Origin of the sequence: Geobacillus sp. ZGt-1 (assembly GCF_001026865.1) — a bacterium.
GTDB classification, from domain to species: domain Bacteria; phylum Bacillota; class Bacilli; order Bacillales; family Anoxybacillaceae; genus Geobacillus; species Geobacillus thermoleovorans.
Genome location: NZ_LDPD01000028.1, coordinates 1 through 1,603 on the forward strand (window position 1 = coordinate 1; position 1,603 = coordinate 1,603).

The 1,603-nt window shown below is 45.7% G+C and carries 1 protein-coding gene and 2 pseudogenes; all 3 read right to left on the reverse strand.

What is annotated here, in order from left to right:
* A partial coding sequence (locus tag VU18_RS14420) for a polysaccharide biosynthesis protein EpsC (RefSeq protein WP_047758372.1) occupies nucleotides 1-874 on the reverse strand: 874 nt, incomplete at its 3' end.
* A gap of 54 nt (nucleotides 875-928) precedes the next feature.
* Nucleotides 929-1,165, reverse strand: a pseudogene (locus VU18_RS20740) (UTP--glucose-1-phosphate uridylyltransferase); the annotation flags it as partial.
* 126 nt (nucleotides 1,166-1,291) lie between these two features.
* Nucleotides 1,292-1,603: pseudogene (locus tag VU18_RS20745) on the reverse strand (hypothetical protein); the annotation flags it as partial.

Genomic DNA, 1,603 nt, shown 5'->3' on the forward strand with positions numbered 1-1,603 from the left:
TTTCCGAGCCGATCGAACCGCCGGCTCCGGTGACTAAAATGACTTTGTTTTCGATGTAGCTGGAAATGCTTTCGATATCGAGTTCGACCGGTTCGCGGCCGAGCAAGTCTTCCACTTGCACATCACGGAATTGGCTGACAGACACTTTCCCTGTCACGATATCTTCAAGTTTTGGGACGATTTGTGTTTTCGCGTTTGTTTTCGCGCACTGTTCAAAAATCCGGTTCAGCTGTTTTTTCGTTAACGATGGAATCGCGATAATAATGTGCTCAATGCGTAACGCGCGCACAACATCTTCAATGTCTTTTGTCGTTCCGACAACCGGAATGTTGAAAAACTGCAGTTTTTGCTTGTTCAGATCATCGTCAATAAAGGCAATCGGTCTCAGCTCCGCATCCGGATTGTTCACTAACTGCCGCGCTACCATCATTCCTGCGGATCCCGCTCCGATAATCAGCGTCCGCCGTTTATTCGCGTTTGGTTTTATGTAACGGTCGCGGAACACTCTCCAGACAAACCGCGATCCGCCGATGAGAATAATATGGATCATCCATGTAATCATCAACGCGCGAACGTAAATATCTTGAAAGACAGCAAACTGCACGATAGCCGTTGTAATAATCGAAAAGGTAACCGCCTTGATAATCGCCGTTAATTCGCCAATGCTCGCGTACTCCCACGCTTTTTGATACAAACGGTATATAAACGCAAAGAAATGATGGCTGACAAGCAGCGTCAGCGCCGATAAAAGAACGGATTCATACTTCCATATTTGTATTCCTGGATGAAGCGTAAACAAGCTGACGTAAATCGCCATTAGCACGATTAATGAATCCAATATTATTAAAAACGTCAATCGTTTTCGATATGCCAACGCACTGCGTCTCCCTTCGTATAATAGATAACGAGCCATGTTCGCGATGGCTCGTTATGATGCATTCGTATTTTGTTTTGTTTCCGCAACGATTTTCTCCATAAATGCGAGTAAATCGTCTCTTAACTCCTCATTCTGCAACGCAAACTCAATCGTCGTTTGGATAAATCCGATCTTTTCTCCGACGTCGTAGCGCTTGCCTTCGAATTCGTAAGCAAAGACTCGCTGGATTTCGTTTAATTTTTGAATCGCGTCGGTGAGCTGGATTTCGCCGCCGAGACCATCGCTTTGCGCACTTTTTTCAATTGATGGAACCCCCTATGTATTTTGGCCCATATGCCCCCGCGCATCGGTGCAACGCTGGCTGCGCCGATGCGCCGATGCATATGGGCATAAAAAACAGCCCCTTTTTGGGACTTAGTTTGGCATTTTTGATTTCAGATTTAAAATCTCTTTTTCATGATCGATCAGTTTGTCGAACATCACATCGGATCGGCGCTGCAAGTACGAGACGGTGACATCGACGGATTTTCTTATGCTGGTGACATCGTTTAAAATGAGTGCTTGATTGTGTTTGGAAACGCGCAGCTCTTCGAGGATTCGTTCTTGCGTCTGCTTCATGCCGGCCATCTCGTTTTCTAATTTTTGTTGGCCTTGTTGCAGCTGAGTGATGTCTTTTTGGATTTGGGAAACCGTCGTTTCCAATGTTCGTTGACCTTCTTGCAGTTG